The organism is Bacillus sp. V3-13, assembly GCF_002860165.1.
Lineage (GTDB): Bacteria > Bacillota > Bacilli > Bacillales > Cytobacillaceae > Bacillus_BJ.
On sequence record NZ_PGUZ01000053.1, the window covers coordinates 27,000 to 46,207 of the forward strand.

At 43.0% G+C, this 19,208-nt stretch carries 15 protein-coding genes; 12 read left to right on the top strand and 3 right to left on the bottom strand.

Translation table 11 applies throughout. From position 1 onward, the window contains the following. The first annotated feature begins 218 nt into the window (after window positions 1-218). From CU633_RS17540 to CU633_RS17570, 7 genes are all read left to right on the top strand, one after another. The gene (locus CU633_RS17540; RefSeq protein WP_101661876.1) at window positions 219-1,208 is read left to right on the top strand and encodes a BMP family lipoprotein; all 990 of its coding nucleotides are present in this window, start codon (window positions 219-221) and stop codon (window positions 1,206-1,208) included. Between the two features lie 22 nt (window positions 1,209-1,230). Further along, complete coding sequence (locus tag CU633_RS17545) at window positions 1,231-2,883, top strand: methyl-accepting chemotaxis protein (RefSeq protein ID WP_101661877.1); 1,653 nt, start codon at window positions 1,231-1,233, stop codon at window positions 2,881-2,883. 204 nt (window positions 2,884-3,087) lie between these two features. Continuing rightward, the gene (locus CU633_RS17550) at window positions 3,088-3,189 is read left to right on the top strand and encodes a YjcZ family sporulation protein (protein ID WP_101577837.1); all 102 of its coding nucleotides are present in this window, start codon (window positions 3,088-3,090) and stop codon (window positions 3,187-3,189) included. A gap of 30 nt (window positions 3,190-3,219) precedes the next feature. Continuing rightward, complete coding sequence (locus tag CU633_RS17555; RefSeq protein ID WP_101661878.1) at window positions 3,220-3,348, top strand: YjcZ family sporulation protein; 129 nt, start codon at window positions 3,220-3,222, stop codon at window positions 3,346-3,348. A 280-nt stretch (window positions 3,349-3,628) separates the two neighbouring features. Further along, window positions 3,629-4,921, top strand: coding sequence for an ABC transporter substrate-binding protein (locus tag CU633_RS17560; RefSeq protein ID WP_101661879.1), 1,293 nt, complete (start codon window positions 3,629-3,631; stop codon window positions 4,919-4,921). A 189-nt stretch (window positions 4,922-5,110) separates the two neighbouring features. Next, window positions 5,111-5,998: a carbohydrate ABC transporter permease gene (locus tag CU633_RS17565; protein ID WP_101661910.1), complete on the top strand. Its 888-nt coding sequence runs from the start codon at window positions 5,111-5,113 to the stop codon at window positions 5,996-5,998. Continuing rightward, window positions 5,995-6,870 carry a carbohydrate ABC transporter permease gene (locus CU633_RS17570; protein WP_101661880.1) on the top strand — a complete coding sequence of 292 codons (876 nt, stop codon included), beginning with the start codon at window positions 5,995-5,997 and terminating at the stop codon, window positions 6,868-6,870. Before CU633_RS17565 ends, CU633_RS17570 begins: the two co-directional genes overlap by 4 nt. A 169-nt stretch (window positions 6,871-7,039) precedes the next feature. On the opposite strand, the gene CU633_RS17575 is transcribed toward CU633_RS17570, so the two are convergent. Continuing rightward, entirely contained in the window at window positions 7,040-7,474 is a 435-nt protein-coding gene (locus CU633_RS17575) for a YkvA family protein (RefSeq protein WP_101661881.1), read from the bottom strand. Window positions 7,475-7,882: 408 nt separating this feature from the next. On the opposite strand from CU633_RS17575, the gene treP reads away from it, so the two are divergent. Together treP and treC are read left to right on the top strand one after the other, a co-directional pair. Beyond that, window positions 7,883-9,286 (top strand): PTS system trehalose-specific EIIBC component, encoded by a 1,404-nt coding sequence (treP, locus tag CU633_RS17580; RefSeq protein WP_101661882.1) that lies wholly within the window; start codon window positions 7,883-7,885, stop codon window positions 9,284-9,286. A gap of 124 nt (window positions 9,287-9,410) precedes the next feature. Then, a complete protein-coding gene (gene treC, locus CU633_RS17585; protein ID WP_101661883.1) occupies window positions 9,411-11,099 on the top strand; it encodes an alpha,alpha-phosphotrehalase in 1,689 nt (562 codons plus the stop codon). 47 nt (window positions 11,100-11,146) lie between these two features. Here the strand turns inward: treC and CU633_RS17590 are convergent, their stop codons facing one another. Then, complete coding sequence (locus CU633_RS17590) at window positions 11,147-12,367, bottom strand: NupC/NupG family nucleoside CNT transporter (RefSeq protein WP_101661884.1); 1,221 nt, start codon at window positions 12,365-12,367, stop codon at window positions 11,147-11,149. Between the two features lie 280 nt (window positions 12,368-12,647). Here CU633_RS17590 and CU633_RS17595 point away from each other — a divergent pair, with 280 nt between their 5' ends. From CU633_RS17595 to CU633_RS17605, 3 genes are all read left to right on the top strand, one after another. After that, the gene (locus CU633_RS17595; RefSeq protein WP_101661885.1) at window positions 12,648-14,231 is read left to right on the top strand and encodes a peptide chain release factor 3; all 1,584 of its coding nucleotides are present in this window, start codon (window positions 12,648-12,650) and stop codon (window positions 14,229-14,231) included. 505 nt (window positions 14,232-14,736) lie between these two features. Then, window positions 14,737-18,012 carry an efflux RND transporter permease subunit gene (locus CU633_RS17600; RefSeq protein ID WP_101661886.1) on the top strand — a complete coding sequence of 1,092 codons (3,276 nt, stop codon included), beginning with the start codon at window positions 14,737-14,739 and terminating at the stop codon, window positions 18,010-18,012. 331 nt (window positions 18,013-18,343) lie between these two features. Continuing rightward, a complete protein-coding gene (locus tag CU633_RS17605; protein ID WP_101661887.1) occupies window positions 18,344-18,826 on the top strand; it encodes a hypothetical protein in 483 nt (160 codons plus the stop codon). Between the two features lie 61 nt (window positions 18,827-18,887). Here CU633_RS17605 and CU633_RS17610 read toward each other — a convergent pair whose 3' ends face one another. Then, window positions 18,888-19,085: an alpha/beta-type small acid-soluble spore protein gene (locus CU633_RS17610; RefSeq protein ID WP_101661888.1), complete on the bottom strand. Its 198-nt coding sequence runs from the start codon at window positions 19,083-19,085 to the stop codon at window positions 18,888-18,890. Between the last annotated feature and the right edge of the window lie 123 nt (window positions 19,086-19,208).

The following is a 19,208-nucleotide window of genomic DNA, read 5'->3' on the forward strand; positions in this document are numbered from 1 at the left end:
GAAGTGGGACCGCACATTTGAATGCGGTCCTTTTCTATATGCCTTTAGTCACGAGGGTATAATTACTTTTCACCCCACAATTCAACATTCACAAATAGAAAATTGGCAAAATTTTGAGTTTTATAACCTTTTTCTTTTATATGGAAAAAATTAAACTGAGTACGATATAAAGACTATGTTTGCATAAATATCAGGTTTTTTCATCAGGAGGAAAATAAATGAAAGTCTTTTTCAGAATTTTGCTTGTAATAAGTTTATTCGTCATCACCGCTTGTACGCCATCAGCTAATACCGAGGAGAATAAAAGCGGTAAGGAGCTGAAAATCGGAATTATGCTTTCCGATGTTGGCCTTGGTGACCAATCATTCAGTGATGCCGGGTTTATGGGATTGGAAAAAGCGAGAGATGAGCTCGGTATTGTTTTTGACTATAGAGAAATTTCCGAGACCGGCGATTATGAAACGGGTTTGAGAGAGCTGGCCGATGAAGGCAATGAAATTGTCATTGGACTGGGCTTTATGGTTCAGGAAGCATTGGAAACGGTAGCAAAGGAATATCCGGATACCGACTTTTTGATCGTCGATTCTGCATCAGAGGTGGATAATGTTTATTCTGTTATCTTTAAGGAACAAGAGGGCAGCTATTTAATCGGCTATCTTGCCGGAATGAAAACAAATTCAAATGTTGTCGGCTTTATCGGAGGGGTGGATGTCCCGCTGATCCGGAAATTCGCCGCCGGTTTTGCCCAGGGTGCAAAAGACGCTAATCCTGATGTGCAAATCGTCAATGAGTATGCCGGAGACTTCGGTAAACCCGGGCTTGGTGCAACAATCGCACAAGGAATGATTGCAAAAGGGGCGGATTTCATTTATCCGGCGGCCGGCCTAACCGGCATGGGTGCTCTGAAAGAGGCAGAAAGCAATGGGATTTATTCATTTGGTGTCGACTCTGACCAATACTTTCTCGCGGAAAAATCGGTTGTCACTTCGATGGTGAAAAAAATTGACAATGCGATTTTCTCCGTTATTAAAACGTATAAAGAAACCGGAAAAATCCCTGAAAAACACATTGAGCTTGGCTTAAAAGAGGATGGTGTCGGTCTCGCTGATATCCGCGTCCTGGAGTTAACGGAGGATGAGCAAAACAGGCTCGCTGAAAAGATCGAGGAAATCCAATCCGGAGCGATAAAAGTCAACACTGACTACTAGAGAGAAAGGAAGGGTACCCGCTATGAATCTTAGAACGAAACTTTTGTCAAATTCGTTAATTCCGCTGGCAATTGCGGTCATCATGATCGGATTTATTATCTATCAAATGACACAAATCCAATCATCCAATCAAAACGACGTTCAAAACCTGGTAGATGCTCAAAAACTTAATGCTTCGATTTTATCTGCCGAGCAAGCTTTGGCCACCTATTCCGGTTCTCCAACAGCAGGAAATGCTCATAATGTGAAGGCTGCTTTTGCAGCTGTGAAAGAGATAAAGGAGCAGCTTGGGAAAAATATTAGTGACAAAACAGAATTAAAACAGCTGGCAAAGGTGGATGAAAAGTTCTCGAAATTGGAAGATGCATCTGTTTTGGCACTCGAAAAAGGGGATGTTACGGAAGCGAAAAGGCAGTCCTTTCGCACAAAGGGAGTTGCCAACGATGTTTATTTATTTAATAAACAGATCAATGAGGGCTATGATGCCAACCAGAAGTTAATTAAGGATCAAATTTCGTTTATTATTACGAGTTCACTGATTGGCAGCATATTTTTGCTGGTTTTAACCGGGTTATTGACGTTCGTGTTTACGAAGAAAATAGCGTCGCCATTGAAAAGTCTCGCCGATAGCGCAAGAAGGATTGCGGGTGGCGATTTAACAGTTGAAATTGAAAACAGCAGGTCCAATGATGAAATCGGTCAACTGAACACAGCCTTTAAGCAAATGGCTGATAATTTGAAAAATCTCATCAACCATCTTTCCGACAGTTCAAGTCAGGTGGCAGCATCCTCCCAGCAGCTTTCGGCAACCGCAGAGGAATCGTTCCAGCTTACATCGAATCTTGCTGCCAGAATGAAAGAAGTGGCGGCAGGGGCAGAGCACCAGATGAGCATGTCGCAGGAAAGTGCTGTTTCTGTAGAAGAAACAAGTATCGGAATTACGAAAATTGCAGAAAACGCATCGCTGCTTTCAGAGCTTACAAATGAAACTGTAGCGAAAGCAGAAGAAGGATCGGCCTTTGTTGAAAAAACGGTACAACAAATGGATGAAATTCATATATCTGTGGATACGACTGATTCAAAGGTACAAAATTTAAGCATGCGTTCCCTTGAAATTGGTGAAATTGTCGGAATGATTTCGGCGATTGCCGAACAGACGAACCTCCTTGCTCTGAATGCTGCGATTGAAGCGGCGCGTGCAGGCGAGTCAGGAAAAGGCTTTGCTGTCGTGGCAGGAGAAGTTAAAAAGCTTGCCGAACAAACCAATTCCTCGGCAAAGCAAATCAGTGATATCGTTGTTGAAGTACAGAAGGAAACGGAAAGTTCTGTAGCAGCCATGAACGAGGTAAGAAGTCAGGTTCAAGAAGGAATTCAGATTACCGGCGAGACAAAAGCGAAATTTACAGAAATATTGGCGGCGATGGCGGAGATGATTTATCAAATTGAGGATATCTCGGCGACAAGTGAAGAGATTTCTGCCGGATCGGAAGAAGTGGCAGCTTCCGTCCAGGAGATGGCAGCAGTTGCCAAGCAATCTTCAGCCGGTACAGTTGAAGCAGCGGCATCCGCCGAGAAGCAGTTGGAGGCAATTAACGACATTAACCAGGCTGTGGGCAAGCTTACCGAAATGGCAGGCAGTATGGAGTCGATATTGGCCAAGTTTAAAATGAAATAAGCAGGATTCAGCCTGTTCCAGATGCATGGAACAGGCTTGTTTGTTTTCATGGTTACCTGCCTATTTTTACAATGACAGCTGCCTTGAAACCTGCGTTCTGTCTGCTGTTAAGGAGTATATCCCCAAAATTTATCGGAAGCCTATAAACACTTATACCATAAGTTGAATAAGATATAATGAAATTCGAAAAAGGAGGTTATTGATATGTCAGGTGACTATGGATATGGCGGCGGTTTTGCGCTGCTGGTTGTTTTGTTTATCCTGTTAATTATCATTGGAGCATCGTGGGGTTACGGAGGATTTTAATAAATTTCCTATTATAAAGGAGGTTTTATGATGTACGGCTACGGCTATGGTTATGGCTGCGGCTACGGTTATCCCGGAGGATATTACGGCGGTTTTGCATTAATCGTCGTGCTGTTTATCCTGCTGATCATTGTAGGGGCGGCTTGTTTTAAATTTTAATCGCTGTTAGGGTGATTGCGCGCCAGCAATCATCCTTTTTTATGAAGGAATTGAAAAACAAAAAGAAACGAAAGTCAAATTTTGATAAGCGCGCTTGATCATGAGTACAAACAGCTTCTTGCCTTAAAAAAGAATCGTTTTGATGGCAGCTGAATTCGAGCTTTATTCCCCCAAAAATTTACATTTTTCGCAAAAAACTTCACCTTATGAAGTTTAAGAGAAGAACAAGCGGGTATCTATTGTATGTGCAATTTAAAAATCTACACCTGGGGGGATAAGAATGAGGAAGCGAATGCTGTTAATTCTAGCTGTGTTTTTAATACTGGGGTCCCTTGCCGGCTGCTCCGGGGGAAACAGCGCTGAAGCCGAAAAAACGGAAGACGGCAAAGTGGTTGTCGATTTTTGGACTTTTTGGGGATCTGAAACAAGAAGGCCGATAATCGAAAAGATTATTGAGGACTTCAACAACTCTCAAGATAAAATTGTGGTTAAACATACTTATCTTCCATGGGGAGATATTTGGACAAAAAACCTCGCTTCCGTTGCAGCGGGAAATCCTGCAGATGTCATTATTAATGATATTAACAATGTCAGCCAGCGAGCTAAAAACGGACAGGTTGAAGATATAAGCAAATACTTGGATGATTCGTTTAAGAATCAATTTTACCCGCATTTATGGGAAACTGTCGTTTATGAAAATAAAACTTACGCAGTTCCGTTTAATACAGATACCAGGATGTTGTTTTATAATAAAAAAGCTTTTCAGGAAGCAGGGCTGGATCCTAATAAGCCACCGCAAACTTGGGCCGAGCTTGAAGAATATGCAATCAAGCTTGACAAGAAGAACGGAGAAACTTATGAAAGAATCGGCTTTTACCCTCTCTGGGATAACCCGAATGCTTCAGCCTGGATGATGAACGCCGATAATGGCACAGGTTATATCGAAGATGGTGAACTAAAGATTAATACACCGAAAAAAGTTGAAGCATTAGAATGGCTGCTTAAATGGCAGGACCGCATCGGTGCGAAAAATGTGCAAGCTTTCAAGGCTGAATTTGGCAGTGAACAGTCAAATCCGTTCATTGCAGAAAAGGTAGCGATGTGGACCGACGTCGGCACGTTCTATACCCAGATCCGCGATTATGGCCAGCACCTCGACTTTGGTGTGGCCCCGATTCCGTCGTTTACTGAAGGATCGGGTCATTGGTCTGAAGGCGGCGGATTCGTCGCGGAAGTTCCAAAAGGTTCTGACAGTCCGGAAGAAGCAGTTGAATTTATTAAATATTTGACTGGACCAGAAGCGCAAAAATATTGGGCAATGGAAAACTTTGATAATGCTGCCAATATTGAAGCGGCAGAAGCAACAATGAACGAATTGCAGGGCAAGGACAAAGAGGTATATGAAGCGACAGTAAGAAATCTCGAGGAAACAAAAATGGGTCCTGTCCCAGTTGAATATCCTGAATATCATGACCGCATCAATCCGGTGATTGATAATATCATGAGAGGAAAAATCTCTCCTGAAAAAGGATTGGAAAAGGCTGAAAAAGATGTTGAAAGTATAAAAAAATAATAAGTGCGTGAAAGAGAGAAGGATAAATCGCCTTCTCTCTTTCCTTAAAAAAATAGAGGGGTGAGGAGTTTGAAATCATATGATTCTTCTGCTTATACGGAAACTGGAACAAGCATTGTCCAAAAACGAACAAAACAACGTGAAGAAACAGCCATTCAAACGCAAGCTCCGAGGCGTTTATCGAAAAGGATGAGAGAGAATCTGTTCGGCTATTTATTTATAAGCCCCTGGATGGTCGGCTTTATTGGATTACTGTTGGGACCGCTTCTCTTTTCTTTATATACGAGCTTTACAGACTATAATATCACTTCGAAGATGAATTTTATCGGCCTTGAGAATTATAAACGCATGTTTACAATCGATGATCTATTTATGACTTCTTTATGGAACACGCTTTATTACGTGTTATTCTCGGTACCTTTAACGACGATCGGGGCGATCCTGCTTGCTGTCCTTTTAAATCAGAAGGTAAAAGGAATGAAAGTTTTCCGCACAATTTATTACTTGCCTGCGATTCTTTCAGGCGTCGCTGTTTATTTTTTATGGATGCAGCTGCTCAGCCCGTCAACAGGATTGGTCAATACTTTTCTCGGCTGGTTTGGTATTGAAGGACCGGCCTGGCTGTTTGACCCTGAATGGACAAAGCCCGCCCTGTTGTTAATGAAGATGTGGAGTGTCGGCGGCGGAATGCTGCTTTATTTAGCGAGCCTTCAAGGTGTATCGGGAAGCTTGTATGAAGCGGCTGAACTCGATGGGGCGAGTTCCTTCCAAAAGTTTTTCTACATTACTTTGCCAATGATATCACCGATTATTTTCTTTGACGTCATTACAAGCACGATTGGGTCATTCCAGGTGTTCCAGGAAGCCTATGTCATGTCGAAAAACGGCGATGGCGGGCCGGCAAATTCACTGCTCTTTTATAATCTTCATATGTGGAATAATGCTTTTGAAATTTTCGATATGGGATACGCTTCGGCAATGGCCTGGCTTCTGTTTATCATTGTCATGGTGTTAACGTTTGTTAATTTGAAGCTTGGAAAACGATGGGTTCATTATGAAGGGGGAGATAACAAATGAAGACTGCCCCGGTTTCTGCGCCAAAATTTTATGAGTCGAAAAAGTTTAAAACAAAGCTTAAAAACTATATCGTCATGTTATTATTAATAGCCGGAAGTGTTGTGATTCTTTCACCTTTATGGTGGATGATTTCGACTTCATTGAAGTCGCCGCAAGAGATCGCCCAATACCCGCCGTCCTTTTTCCCGAGCGAGTTCCGCTTCTCAAATTACATTGAGGCATGGAAAACAGCTCCTTTTACGCGCTGGGCTTTAAATACACTGTTTATTGCTGTATGTGTGACGTTGGGAAGCGTGTTGGTCAATTCGCTGGTCGCTTATTCTTTTGCAAAAATTCGTTTTAAGGGAAGAAATGTCCTTTTCGTCATCGTTCTCTCAACGATGCTGATCCCCGGATTCGTCACGATGGTTCCTCAGTATATTTTGTTTTCAAACTTGGGCTGGTTAAATACGTACTTGCCTTTAATCGTTCCTGCCTTTTTAGGCAGTGCCTTTTTTATCTTTTTGCTGCGCCAGTTTATGATGTCAATTCCAAATGAGCTGATAGAAGCCGCCGTGCTTGACGGGGCTAACCATTTCCACATTTGGTGGAATATCGCTTTGCCGCTGACCAAACCAGCTCTGGTGGCCGTAGCGATTCTGGCATTCAATGGCGCATGGAACGATTTGCTCGGACCGCTGCTTTATATAAATGACGAAAGCTTATACACATTGCAAATTGGACTGCAAACCTTTAAAGGAACCGTGCAAATCCAATGGCATTACTTAATGTCGATGTCAGTCATGGTCTTGCTGCCGGTCGTTCTCTTATTCTTCTTCTTTCAGCGATATTTTATTGAAGGATCTAATATCAGTTCCGGCTCGAAGGGGTAACTGATAAACTTTTATACCGCATAAAATAAATCTCATGTAACACATGGGGTTTTGGCGGTTTCTTTAGGAGAAATCAATACCGATAAGCTTTATTGAGTAGCCCTCCCATCAAAATTCAACAGTAATAATAAAGGCCCTGACGGATTTTGTCATGGCCTTTATTTATTGGTTATTGCTTTATGCTGCCGGGCTTGTTTGGATCGACAAAGACATGGGTTTGTGCAGCTTTCCATGCTTTAAATTTTTCTAAATCAGCGGATATTTGTTTGAAAGCATAAGCGATGACCGCTGCATCATCGACAAGGCCAAGGCCAATAATAAAGTCCGGAATAATATCGATCGGCGAAACAAAGTAAATAATTACCGCCAAAATAGTAATAAGCGAGCGGGTTGGGAGACGATATTCCCCCTTTATCCACATTCGGATCATGTCAAAAAACAGCTGCAGCTTGTCCCATGTTTCAGCAAGCGCCCCTTTACTCCGATTGGCTTTATTCATTGCCTCTTTGAGCAAATTTCGAGCTTTAGCGGGATCCTTGGCATACCCGCCAGCCTTTGATTCATATTTTTGAAGTTCTTTTTCCACCTTTTCGTCTGTTGGCATACCGATTCCTCACTTTATCATTTTTTTTACTATCTATTTTCCTGCAATTGCTCGAACATAAACCTATTGATTTTTAGGTCGCAGTGACTGCTTCTTTATAAAATTGTACCACAAAGCGGCCAATGCCCGGGTGTCGCAGCTTCGTCCAGGTTCTTGCTGAAATAGAGTTGTTTCTTTTTAATTGCTTAAAGTTTCAAAATTAAAAGATATAAGACTTATTTATTGACCCGCCTGATAGATAGATGTAAAATGAAAGCGTCAACAGACATGTATATACAAGTTTGGATTTGTTCCAAATTACTGCTTACCTAGTGACAGGATATAACTGGACCTTTTAACAAATAATACAGTAAGGAAAAAGCAGTTTTCTATTTCACCTTTGTAAAATCATCACAGGAGGAAAGATAAATGAGCGATAACAGGAAATCTGCCGAACAGATCGTCGAGGCCGTTGGCGGAAAAGACAATATTGCCGCCGCCACACATTGTGTAACCCGGCTCCGGTTTGCTTTAAAGGATGAGGATAAAGTAGATAAAGAAAAACTTGAAGATATTGATCTGGTTAAAGGTTCTTTTTCGGCAAATGGGCAATTCCAGGTTGTCATTGGCCAGGGAACAGTTGATAAAGTATACAACGAAATGGTAGACATCACTGGAATCGGCCGCGCTTCGAAGGAAGAAATAAAAACAGCCGCTGCAGAAAAGCTTAATCCTTTGCAAAAAGCAATCAAAACACTTGCGGATATCTTTATTCCGATTCTGCCAGCGATTGTGACTGCCGGTTTATTGATGGGGATCAACAATATTATGACAGCCCCGGATATATTTTTTGATGACCAGTCTTTCGTTGATGTTTATGAAAACTGGGCTGACCTGGCTGGCATGATTAACCTGATCGCCAATACCGCATTCGTATTTTTGCCGGGTTTAATTGGCTGGAGTGCTGTCAACCGCTTTGGTGGAAGCCCGTTACTCGGGATTGTTCTCGGTTTAATGCTCGTACACCCTGATTTATTAAATGCCTGGGGGTATGGCGCAGCCGATGAGGTTCCAACCTGGAACTTGTTTGGTCTCGAAGTGCAACAAGTCGGCTACCAGGGCCAGGTTTTGCCGGTTTTAGTCGCTTCTTACGTGCTGGCCAGAATTGAAATATTTTTACGAAAGCGCATCCCTGATGGATTTCAACTGTTAACAGTTGCGCCGATTGCATTACTGGTAACTGGCTTTCTTTCCTTTATCGCGATTGGCCCGATCACTTTTTATATTGGAAACCTGATAACTGATGGAGTCGTCGCCATTTTTGATGTGGCACCTGCGCTTGGCGGCTTGATTTACGGCGGGCTGTATGCGCCGCTTGTTATCACAGGCATGCACCATACATTCCTGGCGGTTGACCTTCAGTTGATTGGTACGATCGGCGGAACATTCCTGTGGCCGATGGTAGCCTTGTCAAACATTGCCCAGGGGGCAGCAGCTTTTGCGATGATGGTCATTCACCGGAAAAACGACAAGCTGAAAGGATTGGCGTTAACCTCATCTATTTCAGCATGGCTCGGGATTACCGAACCCGCCATGTTCGGGGTAAACCTTCGCTTTCGATATCCGTTTTTTGCTGCGATAATCGGCTCAGCGATCGCAGGGGTCCTGCTTGCGATAAATGCTGTCCAGGCTGCATCAATCGGTGTTGGTGGTTTGCCGGGGATCTTTTCAATCATGGCAGAGTATTGGAGTGTGTTCTTTATCGGAATGCTTATCGTATTAATTGTCCCGTTTGTTCTGACAATTGTATTTTCAAGATTAAAAAAAGCTTAATCAGGCCATATTATGCCATGGAATCTAAACATTCCATGGTATCCATATTTCCTGATGATCAGGGAAAGCAATGAGAAGTTTCAAAATCCAACAGCAAAAACATTAAAGAATAGCAGGTGTGATCATGCAAAACCAACCTTGGTGGAAAAAAGCAGTCGTTTATCAAATTTATCCGAAAAGCTTCTATGATACAACCGGAAACGGCGTCGGTGATGTGCCGGGTATCACAGCGAAGCTCGATTATTTAAAAGAATTGGGTGTTGATGTCATTTGGCTTACGCCAATCTATCAATCACCGCAAAAAGATAACGGCTATGATATAAGCGATTATTATAAAATCCATGAAGAATATGGCACAATGGAAGACTTTGACCGCTTGCTCGCAGAAGCGCACAAACGCGGCATTAAAATGATTATGGATATTGTCGTTAACCATACTTCAACAGAACATCGCTGGTTCCAGGAGGCTTCGAAATCAAAGGACAACCGCTACCGTGATTTTTATATTTGGAAAGACGGAAAACCGGATGGAAGTGCGCCGACAAATTGGGAATCAAAGTTTGGCGGAAGTGCATGGGAGTTTGATGAAAAAACAGGCCAGTATTATCTGCACCTATTTGATGTGACCCAGGCGGATTTAAATTGGGAAAATGAAACGCTCCGTAAAGAACTTTATGAGATGATGAAATTCTGGTTTGAAAAGGGAGTCGATGGCTTCCGCCTCGACGTGATCAACTTGATCTCGAAGAATCAGCATTTCCCTGATGATGACGGATCAATTCCTCCCGGGGATGGCCGGAAATTTTACACAGACGGTCCAAGAGTCCACGAGTTTATCCATGAAATGAACCGTGAGGTCTTCTCGAAATATGACAGCATGACTGTCGGTGAGATGTCTTCGACAACGATTGAGAATTGTATAAAGTATTCGAACCCGGACCGGAACGAGCTGAGCATGACCTTTAATTTCCACCATTTAAAAGTGGATTATCCAAACGGAGAAAAATGGGCACTTGCCGATTTTGACTTTCTTTCGTTAAAAAGAATTTTATCGACCTGGCAGTTGGAAATGCACAAAGGCGGAGGCTGGAACGCGTTATTTTGGTGCAACCATGATCAGCCACGCATTGTATCCCGCTATGGAGACGATGGAGAATTTCGCCGTGAATCGGCAAAAATGCTCGCAACAACCATCCATATGATGCAGGGAACTCCATATATTTATCAGGGAGAAGAAATCGGCATGACCAATCCTAAATTTGACTCCATCGATGAGTATCGCGATGTCGAATCGCTTAATATTTACGATATGAAGCGAAAGGAAGGTATGCCGGCTGAAGAGATTATTGAAATTTTGAAAAGCAAATCGAGAGATAACTCAAGAACGCCTGTCCAGTGGAATGACGAAAAACATGCAGGCTTTACGAGCAGCACACCTTGGATCAATGTCGCTGCCAACTATAAAGAAATAAATGTTGAGAATGCTTTAAAAGATGAAGATTCGGTGTTCTACCATTATAAAGAGTTGGTCAAGCTCCGCAAAGAGTATGATATTATCACGTATGGTGATTATCAATTGCTTCTTGAAGAGCATCCCGATATTTTTGCTTATGTCAGAAATGGTGACAACGAAAAGCTTCTTGTTGTCAATAATTTTTACGGCAAAGAAACGGAATTTATTCTGCCCGATAATGTGGATACAGAGGGATATAACGCGCAGGTATTGCTTTCAAACTATCCTGACTCACCAAGTTCATTCGCCAAGGTGCGATTGCGCCCTTACGAATCGATCGTGTACTACTTGCATAAATAAATGAAAACGACGGCGAGCCGTCGTTTTCATTTTGCATTCATATTCGACTAGTAAAAAAGCATCCCGGCAATTGCTGCACTTAACAACGAAGCCAGCGTCCCGGCTATGACAGACTTTATCCCAAGCCTGGCAATATCTGGTCTGCGATTGGGGGCCATGTTACCGAGTCCGCCGAGGAGGATCGCCATTGACGAAATATTCGCGAAGCCGCAAAGCGCGAAACTGATGATTGCGACAGCTTTTTCGGACAAGTTTGGGATTTCCGGTGCAAACGATGAGTAAGCAACGAATTCATTCAAAATTATTTTTTGGCCGATATAGTTGCCTGCTTGTATCGCTTCCTCCCATGGGACGCCTATTGCAAATGCAAGCGGCGAAAAAACATAGCCAAGAATTAATTCCAGCGTGAGCTCATCAAAGCCAAACAATCCGCCGATAAAGCCAAGCAACCCATTTAGCGTCGCTACGAGCGCAATGAACGCCAACAGCATCGCGCCAATATTTAAAGCAAGCTGTAATCCAACGCTCGCACCTCGGGCAGCGGCATCAATAACATTTGTTGATTCCACATCTGTCTCCATATCAAGCTCGTTTGGTTCTTCCGAAGTCTCTGTTTCCGGAACGATCATTTTTGCCATAATTAGTCCGGCCGGGGCTGACATAAAGCTTGCCGCAAGCAAGTATTCTAGAGGAACACCGAGCAGCGAGTAACCGATTAAAACGGAGCCGGCTACAGACGCAAGTCCACCGGTCATGACAGCGAAAAGTTCCGATTTTGTCATTTGTGGTATAAATGGCCGGATCACGAGCGGTGCTTCCGTCTGGCCGAGAAATATGTTTGCCGCCGCCGACATTGACTCGGCTTTTCTTGTTCCGAGCAACCATGAAAGGCCTCCGCCAATTATTCTGATAAAAACTTGCATGATTTTTAAATAATACAGGACAGAAATAAGAGAAGAGAAGAAGATCACAACCGGCAGGACTTGGAACGCGAAAACAAACCCTATACCGGTTTCTTCGCCAAACAATCCGCCAAATAAAAAGTTGATCCCTTCATTGGCATAGCTGATGATAGCATTAACTGCCATCGTTAAATTCTGTAGAGCCCTCCTTCCGAGATCCCATTTCAACACGATGAAAGCAAACCCGATTTGAATGGCCAGCCCTCCGAGGATGGTTCGCAGATTAATCTTTCGCCTATTATTAGAAAGCAATAATGCTAATCCCAGCACAACAAATATCCCGAATACTCCCCAAATAAAATTCATCATACACCTCATAATTTGAATGATTGCCTGTTGCAAGATTTTCTTTTAAACACGAAAATACTATGTAGACATGCACGAATAAATTCGGATTTTACTGAAAAAAGCTATCATTATTTACACTGGTAGCATCCCCTGAAAACCGATATTTAATAATTCTTTAGTGAGGTGTTTGAAGTGAAGATCAGAAAAACAATAATGCATTATTGCAAACTGGGATGGCGAGCGATAAGATTGAATGTATGAGTAAAATTTTTGATTGTCAAAAGAGAGAGGAATTTTTATGTCTAATACACTACAAGATGAAGTGCTTTCAAGGCGCACTTTTGCAATTATATCCCACCCTGATGCAGGGAAAACGACTTTAACGGAAAAACTGCTCCTGTTTGGCGGCGCAATCCGCGATGCCGGGACTGTCAAAGCAAAAAAAACCGGGAAATTTGCGACGAGCGACTGGATGGAAATCGAGAAGCAGCGCGGAATTTCCGTTACATCGAGTGTGATGCAATTTGATTACAAAGGGAACCGCGTGAATATCCTCGATACCCCCGGCCACCAGGACTTTAGTGAGGATACGTACAGGACGCTGACAGCAGTAGACAGCGCCGTCATGATCATTGATTCCGCCAAAGGGATCGAGGCGCAAACTTTAAAGCTTTTTAAAGTTTGCCGGATGCGCGGCATTCCGATTTTTACGTTTATTAATAAATTGGACCGCCAGGGAAAAACGCCGCTTGAGCTGCTTGCGGAACTTGAAGAGGTTTTGGGGATTGAATCGTATCCGATGAATTGGCCGATTGGCATGGGTAAAGAGTTCTTTGGCATTTACGACCGGTTTTATAAGCGGATCGAACAATTCAGGGCAAACGAAGACGACCGGTTTATCAGCCTGAATGAAGAAGGAGAAATTGAAGGCGATCATCCTTTAAAGGCTTCAGCTTTATATGACCAAACACTTGAGGAAGTGCTGTTGTTGAATGAAGCGGGAAATGAATTTTCCAAAGAAAAGATTGCAGACGGCACATTGACTCCTGTCTTCTTTGGAAGTGCGTTAACGAATTTTGGTGTCCAAACATTTTTGGAAACGTATTTGCAGTTTGCACCGCCACCACAACCGCGCCATTCAACGGCAGGCGAGATCGACCCGCTTGCGAATGAGTTTTCAGGGTTTATTTTTAAAATCCAGGCAAATATGAACCCGGCCCACCGCGACAGGATTGCCTTTCTGCGGATTTGTTCAGGGAAATTTGAACGGGGAATGGCCGTTAATCTGGCCCGGACCGGCAAACAAATAAAGCTTGCCCAATCGACTCAATTCATGGCAGACGACAGAAGTACAGTCGAGGAAGCGGTCAGCGGCGATATTATCGGGTTGTATGATCCGGGCCTGTACCAGATCGGTGATACGCTTACTTCTGGCAAAGAATTGTTCCAATATGACAGGCTGCCGCAGTTTACCCCCGAATTATTTGTCAGGGTTACAGCGAAAAATGTGATGAAGCAGAAGCATTTCCATAAAGGGATCCAGCAGCTTGTCCAGGAAGGCGCGATCCAGCTTTTTAAAACCGTCAAGAGCGAGGAGTATTTGCTTGGAGCGGTCGGACAGCTCCAATTCGAAGTATTTGAGCACCGCATGAAGAACGAATACAATGTGGAGGTGTTAATGGAGCGTCTTGGCAATAAAATTGCCCGCTGGGTCGAAAATGAGCAGATTGATGAAAATCTCTCCAATTCGCGCAGTTTGCTTGTGCATGACCGTTACGAGAAAAAAGTTTTCTTGTTTGAAAATGACTTTGCACTGCGCTGGTTCGAGGAAAAAAATCCGAATGTCAAGCTGTACAATCCAATGGATGCGGCTGATGAATAAAGTGAGGGGCATACGTTGTATGCCTCTCATTTTTATATAAACTCAAGCAGGAAGTGTTTTCCATATAATGGGTTTCGCTTAATTAATTCTCGTTTTCGCTTAATTATTCATATTTTCACTTAAATCAAGTGGATTTTCGCTTAATTCCTTTGATTTTTCGCTTAATTATTAAGACTGGGAACTTCTATGGGTGAAATAATGGAATTTATAAGAAATATTTGGATTTATTTAGGGTATATATTTAAGTGATTCGTGGGAACATGATCGTTTTCCCCCAAAAAGAGTACAAAAATGGCTTATTTTAAGTTAGATTTAGTTCAAATTCGAGTTATTCTATTTCATCACAGAGGTTTTAACTCCAGCGTACCAAAATTATTTTGGTCATTAAGCTTAACGACATACTGGCAAGAATCTGCAACTTGCATACCACTATCCCCTCTTATATAGTAAATTCTAGATATGAGCAACTATCGGACCAGAAAAAGAGCCCTGAGAGGAGTACATAATGAGATTAAGCAATTTTTCGATTAAAAGGCCGGTCTTCACGATCGTGACGATGTTTTTAGTGCTAATTTTGGGGGCGGTTTCGCTTTTAAATATCCCGATTAAATTGATTCCGGATATTAATCCGCCGGTCGCGGTTGTTGTCGCAAATTATCCCGGGGCAAGCCCGGAGGAAGTACTTGAAAAAGTAACCAAGCCGCTTGAAGAAAATCTCGCAACGCTCCCGGGAATAAAGACGATCACCTCCACTTCGCAAGAGGGCGCCAATTTTGTTCTAATGGAATTTTCCTGGACAACGTCAATGGATGAAATTCAGGATGATGTCATTCAAAGAATTGACCAAACGAGATTGCCAGAGGATGCCGAAAAGCCGCGTTTTCTAAAGTTCGATCCTTCACTGTTTCCCATTATCCAGCTATCTTTAAGTGCAGATGGAAATGAGGAATCGTTAAGAGAGCTTGCCGACGATTTAAAGCTTGAGTTGACGAAGGTAGATGGAGTGGCAAGTGTCAATCTTTCCGGAACATCCGTAAAAAATGTCCGGGTTGAATTGAATCAGGATCAGTTGAGAGCGTACAGGCTAACACAATCGGATATCGTTGACACGATTCAGGCGAATAATATTTCGCTCCCTGGCGATACGATTTTAACAGACGGAAAAGAGTTAACAACGAGAATCATTAGTACGATTAATTCTGTCGACACTTTAAAAAACCTGACTGTCGCTGTTAACCCGGCGACTGGCCAAAATATTCGCTTGCAGGATGTGAGCACTGTTGAAATCGCCAATCAGGATGACCACACAATCACAAGGGCAAATCAAGCGCCGTCCGTACTGATAAGTGTTCTACAGCAGTCAGATGCCAATACGGCTGCCGTATCGGAAGCGTTTCAAAATGAATTAAATGAGCAACTGCAATTGGACAAGTATGAGGGGATAGAGGCAGAAGTTCTTTTTGATCAGGGCGATTATATCCAGCAGGCCATCGGGAATATCTCCGATTCACTTATTCTGGGTGGAGCCCTGGCGATGGTTGTATTGTTCTTTTTTCTAAGAAGCATCAAAAGTCCGCTTATCATTGGAATTGCGATTCCTTATTCTGTGATTTTCACGTTTGTATTGATGTATTTCTCTGATTTTACGCTCAACATCATGACACTTGGCGGCTTGGCGCTCGGAATCGGAATGCTTGTCGATAATTCAATCGTGGTGATTGAAAATATATACCGCCACCTGTCAATGGGGAAAGGTCCAAAAGAAGCTGCCCGTGCCGGTGCCCGGGAAGTTGGCGGTGCAATCACGGCATCGACCCTCACAACAGTTGTCGTATTTTTGCCGGTTGCCTTCATCTCCGGAATTATTGGCGAGTTATTCACAGAGTTTGCCCTGACCATCTCGTTCAGTCTGTTTGCCTCGCTGATTGTGGCTTTAACGGTTGTGCCGATGCTGGCCAGCCGCCTGTTGAAGACGCCTAAAAAGAATATCGAACGAAGAAGGCAGCGATCCGGTTTCTTGAAAATGCTTGAACGATCGGTCAGGTGGTCTTTACGGCACCGCTTTATCGTTTTGTTGATTTCATTGCTTCTCCTTGCCGGGGGAGCGTATGGATTAACAACGGTCGGAACACAATTTTTGCCGGCGACGGATGAAGGGTTTTTCAGCGTCCGCGTCAATCTGGAACATGGGGCTGCTTTAACGGAAACAGAGAAAGTAATGGCTTCCCTTGAGAACAAGTTAAAGAACCAGGAAGATGTTGAAGTATATGTAAGCTTGATCGGTACGACCCAGGAAGCCGCGTTCAGAGGGGGGACTTCCGCCAATGTCGGTGAGCTTTATATTAAAATGAAGGATTTAGAAAAAAGAGAAAGATCAACCTTTGAATTTGTCGATGATGTAAAACAAGATTTTAAGGATGCGGCGAAACAAGCAAATGCAACGGCCAAGTTAACATTTAATCTCCAATCCTCTGCCGGTACAGGGCCGAATACATTAACATTTAGCGTTCGTGATACGGATAAAGCAAGATTGCATGAGTCGGTTGAAAAAATATATGCGTCATTGAGTGAGATGGATGATGTTAATGAAGTATCGACAGACTTAATGGAGACGATTGAAGAGATTCAAATTACGGTGAACCGTGAGAGGACTCTTCAGGAGGGGCTCGCTCCGGTCCAGATTGCGATGATTGTAAATGATGTCACAAGGGGAACGAGGGCAACACAAATCACCACCGATGATTCAGCGATTTATGGTGTTGACGTCGAATATGATAACGAAATTACCCGGAATCTCGATCAATTACGAAATCTGTTAATCAGGAAACCCGACGGAAGCTATGTAGCCTTGGGACAGGTTACAACGATTGAAAATGGCAATGGTCCGGTGAATATTCAGCGCATTAACCAACAGGACGCTGTCCAGTTTACGTTGAAATACAAAACATCAACCAATCTTGGGGCGATCTCGAGTAAAGTAGATGAGAGAATAGCAGATCTTGATTTGCCGGAAGGAACAGACATTGTTTACAGCGGCGACAAAGAGCTTCTTGATTCATCAATCAACGATCTGATTTTGGCTTTTGCATTGGCGATTGTTTTTATTTATCTTGTCATGGCTGCCCAGTTTGAATCGCTAAAATATCCGTTCGTCATTATGTTTACGGTTCCGCTCATGGTCATCGGTGTATCAATCGCGTTAGTCATCACGGATACTCCAGTAAGCTTGACCGCGATTATCGGGATTATCGTCCTTGCAGGCATTGTCGTTAATAATGCCATTGTGATCGTTGACTATATTAACCAGAAGAAGGAAAGCGGCATGAAAAGCCGTGAAGCCATTGTGGTAGCTGTCAAGGACAGGGCCAGACCGATCTTTATGACGGCGTTAACGACAATTCTTGGTTTGGTCCCGCTGGCACTCGGGATTGGTGAAGGAAGCGAGATCAACCAGCCAATGGGGATTACTGTAATCGGCGGTTTAATCAGCAGTACCTTATTAACTTTATTTGTCATCCCTGTTGTTTACAGCCTCTTTGATAAAGAGACACGCAGGATGAACAAAATGTATGCTACTCCAGATGGACATCTTGTTCCTGGCTATCTCCTTGATGAACAATCAGAGACGGACCAATCAGAGACGGACCAATCAGAGACGGATGAGAGAGCCGGCAAGTATAACAAAGAAGAAATGGCTGACATGCTGGAGGAGCTTTTAAAAATCGTCAAGGAAGATGAACCGCTGTCAAGGGTAAGATCAAGAAAGAAAAAAAATCTATAATATGTGAACACGTCCTCTTCAATTTTGGAAGAGGGCTTTTTTTGCTAACCTAATTGCGAACTTGAGCGGAAACAGATCAAACTTATGACACGAACTGTCTGGTCATAATTGTCATTTGTAAAAAAAAGGATTTTTCATTCTTCCTAAATAAATGCGTTTGCCGTTGTGCATCCTAGAACTACCGACTAGTGCTGGAGGAACGTGCATGAGTGAAATTGTTTATATGACCGCAGCGACAACAAATATATTTAAGCCTGCTATTATCGTCCGGCCCTTTTGGAATGTGTATTTCTACCGGATGAATCTTATAGGAAACGAACCGTGAAGATGAATGAAGAAAATATCGAAGCTTGAAGCGGTCTTATGGAGTGTTGCGTTGCCGGGTTTTAGCCAATTGCTTATTGGCCAATTTTTTAAAGGTACCCTTTTTGTTGTTTTGGAAATCATCATCAATGTATTCAGCCATTTTAATGCTGCGATCATGTTTAGCTTTTTGGGTGAGATCGACAGGGCGATCGAAGTGACAAACTTTGAATGGCTGATGTTTTACCCTTGTTTATACATGTTTGCAATGTGGGACGCGTACCGTACGGCGATGCCCGAAGACGAACAGCTCTCATATCTGCCGTTTGTTTTCGCAGCCTATACAATTACTGTTGGACTGATGCTGTCGACCAGGTTAAAGCTGTTCGGGATCTTGTTCGGACCGGTTTTTTTGCCGATGATTTTTCTGTTGTTCGGATTGCTGATTGGATTTATGTTGAGGTTTATATTGTTAAAAATCCGCAGGAACCAGGCCGGCATTAAACGATAAATCTTTATTCAATAAATACCGGCCGTTTTAGCGGCCGGTAATCCATGATATTAAATTATGTTTACCGGTTTTGGTTGGTTAAATCGGACTGGGCTTGCGCCACCAGTCTTTTGGTGATTTCACCGCCGACAGACCCGTTTGAACGGGATACGGTTTGCGCACCTAAATTCACTCCAAATTCCCGGGCAATCTCATATTTGACACTCTCTAAATATTGTTCAACTCCTGGTACAAGTAATTTGCGTCTGCTTCCTGGCATTTTGTAAGACCTCCTCATCTTTAATCAGTGGACCTTTTATATCCTCTGTAAACTTAGTTTGAGTCAGAATCTCCCAAACATGCGTGGTAATCTTTTTCGAAAATGGTTAGAACCCGTAAATGG

Excerpts from the sequence above, each read along its gene's own strand:
- CU633_RS17540 (WP_101661876.1), top strand. The coding sequence starts at position 219 with ATGAAAGTCTTTTTCAGAATTTTGCTTGTAATAAGTTTATTCGTCATC.
- CU633_RS17545 (WP_101661877.1), top strand. The coding sequence starts at position 1,231 with ATGAATCTTAGAACGAAACTTTTGTCAAATTCGTTAATTCCGCTGGCA.
- CU633_RS17550 (WP_101577837.1), top strand. The coding sequence starts at position 3,088 with ATGTCAGGTGACTATGGATATGGCGGCGGTTTTGCGCTGCTGGTTGTT.
- CU633_RS17555 (WP_101661878.1), top strand. The coding sequence starts at position 3,220 with ATGTACGGCTACGGCTATGGTTATGGCTGCGGCTACGGTTATCCCGGA.
- CU633_RS17560 (WP_101661879.1), top strand. The coding sequence starts at position 3,629 with ATGAGGAAGCGAATGCTGTTAATTCTAGCTGTGTTTTTAATACTGGGG.
- CU633_RS17565 (WP_101661910.1), top strand. The coding sequence starts at position 5,111 with ATGAGAGAGAATCTGTTCGGCTATTTATTTATAAGCCCCTGGATGGTC.
- CU633_RS17570 (WP_101661880.1), top strand. The coding sequence starts at position 5,995 with ATGAAGACTGCCCCGGTTTCTGCGCCAAAATTTTATGAGTCGAAAAAG.
- CU633_RS17575 (WP_101661881.1), bottom strand. The coding sequence starts at position 7,474 with ATGCCAACAGACGAAAAGGTGGAAAAAGAACTTCAAAAATATGAATCA.
- treP (WP_101661882.1), top strand. The coding sequence starts at position 7,883 with ATGAGCGATAACAGGAAATCTGCCGAACAGATCGTCGAGGCCGTTGGC.
- treC (WP_101661883.1), top strand. The coding sequence starts at position 9,411 with ATGCAAAACCAACCTTGGTGGAAAAAAGCAGTCGTTTATCAAATTTAT.
- CU633_RS17590 (WP_101661884.1), bottom strand. The coding sequence starts at position 12,367 with ATGAATTTTATTTGGGGAGTATTCGGGATATTTGTTGTGCTGGGATTA.
- CU633_RS17595 (WP_101661885.1), top strand. The coding sequence starts at position 12,648 with ATGTCTAATACACTACAAGATGAAGTGCTTTCAAGGCGCACTTTTGCA.
- CU633_RS17600 (WP_101661886.1), top strand. The coding sequence starts at position 14,737 with ATGAGATTAAGCAATTTTTCGATTAAAAGGCCGGTCTTCACGATCGTG.
- CU633_RS17605 (WP_101661887.1), top strand. The coding sequence starts at position 18,344 with ATGAAGAAAATATCGAAGCTTGAAGCGGTCTTATGGAGTGTTGCGTTG.
- CU633_RS17610 (WP_101661888.1), bottom strand. The coding sequence starts at position 19,085 with ATGCCAGGAAGCAGACGCAAATTACTTGTACCAGGAGTTGAACAATAT.